Annotated in this window: 2 protein-coding genes; both read right to left on the reverse strand. The window is 57.7% G+C overall.

Translation table 11 applies throughout. From position 1 onward, the window contains the following. Positions 1-28 precede the first annotated feature (28 nt). Positions 29-1108 carry a phenylalanine--tRNA ligase subunit alpha gene (locus EH55_RS10760; protein ID WP_201769336.1) on the reverse strand — a complete coding sequence of 360 codons (1080 nt, stop codon included), beginning with the start codon at positions 1106-1108 and terminating at the stop codon, positions 29-31. Continuing rightward, positions 1108-1616 (reverse strand): TrkA family potassium uptake protein (locus EH55_RS10765; RefSeq protein WP_037977739.1); only part of this gene is annotated, 509 nt, incomplete at its 5' end. The genes EH55_RS10765 and EH55_RS10760, both read right to left, overlap by 1 nt.

The raw sequence follows: 1616 nt of genomic DNA on the forward strand, positions 1-1616 counted from the left end.
TCAATGACAGCTTCATGGTATTTTCCCCCTACTTGAACTGCTCAAGGAAACGAAGGTCGGCGCTGTGGAAGAGGCGCACGTCGTCTACGCCGTAGCGCATCATGACGAGACGGTCGAGCCCTATGTTGATGTAGAAGCCCGACCACACGGCCGGGTCGAGCCCGGCGGCCCTGAGAACGTTCGGATGAGGGGTGCCGCCCGGCATGACCTCTATCCAGCCGACGTGCTTGCAGACGCTACAGCCTTCGCCGCCGCAGACCTGGCATTTCATGTCGATCTCGAAGCCCGGCTCGACGAACGGGAAGAAACCCACCCTCATGCGCACGTCGATCTCGCGGCCGAAAACCCTTTCAAGAATAGTCTTGATCAGTACCATGCCGGAGGCGAAGGAAAAATCCCTGTCCACTATCAGCGCTTCGTACTGGAAAAATGCCCTTTCGTGGCGCGCGTCGGTCGTCTCGTTGCGGTAGACGCGTCCCGGGTATACGAAGCGCGCCGGAGCGCCGTGATCGCGTAGATAGCGGACGGAAGCGCCGGTGAGGTGCGGGCGGAGGCAGAGGCGCTCCGCTCCGCGCCCCTCGTCGTGCCCCTTGAGCCAGTAGGTATCCATGCTCTCGCGCGCCGGATGCTCCTGAGCGAAATTCAGGTTGTCAAAAGCGTACTTCTCGCTCGTTATTTCATTTTCGGAGAAGACTTCAAAGCCGAGAGAAAGGAAAGCGTCATTCAAATCGTAGCACATCTGTGTTACGGGGTGCAGTCCGCCTGTGAAGGGCTCCGCGCCGGGGACCGTTACATCGGCTTCCCCTTCGAACGCGGATACTGTGTCGAGAAGCTGAGCGTTTCGTTTTTCCACCGCTTCGGTGAGGATCTGTTTTACTTCGTTTGCCGCCTGTCCGAGAGTTTTGCGCAGCTCGGGCGCGGACTGCCCGACGCTCTTTAATATCTCTGTGAGCTCTCCCTTTTTGCCGAGGAGATTCGCGCGCACCAGCTGCAGATGCTCCGGCAGAGAACTTCCCTCGATCTTCTCAAGGCCGGACTCCTTTATCTTTTCAAGGCGTTCGAGAAAGCCGTTCTCCTTCAGGGCCTTTCTCATCTCTTCTATTTCCATTAATACAGCCTCCCTCGGGCGCTCTGATCAACGCCCGATAATTTTGCCTCTTCCGCGCCTGGCATGTCGGCGATATCGCATTCGGCGACGAGCCTGCCTATGTCGGCGGTATGTCCGAGCACCCATATCTTGTCGTCCTTTTCGAAAGGGCGCGCGGCGTCTGGCGTATGCTGAGCGCCGCCATACTCCATAAGTATAACAATAACTTTGTATTTTTGTGAGAATTTCAGCTGCGCCATATCCTTGCCCAGCATGTCGGGCAGAGGGCGTATCCTGCCGAGCAGAAAGTCTCCGCCGCCTATGTGCGTGAACGCGGAATACCACGGATAGACGAGCTTCTCTCCTATGCTGAAGCCCATATCGCGCTCGGGAAATATCACGCTGTGCGCGCCGACGCGCTCGAGCACCTTCGCATGCAGACAGTTAGCGGCGCGTGCTATGACGAGCGGGATACCCATCTCCACGAGAATCGAAGTGCAGAGGATGCTTTTTTCGACGGCCTCCCCTA

The organism is Synergistes jonesii, from assembly GCF_000712295.1.
Classification (GTDB): domain Bacteria; phylum Synergistota; class Synergistia; order Synergistales; family Synergistaceae; genus Synergistes; species Synergistes jonesii.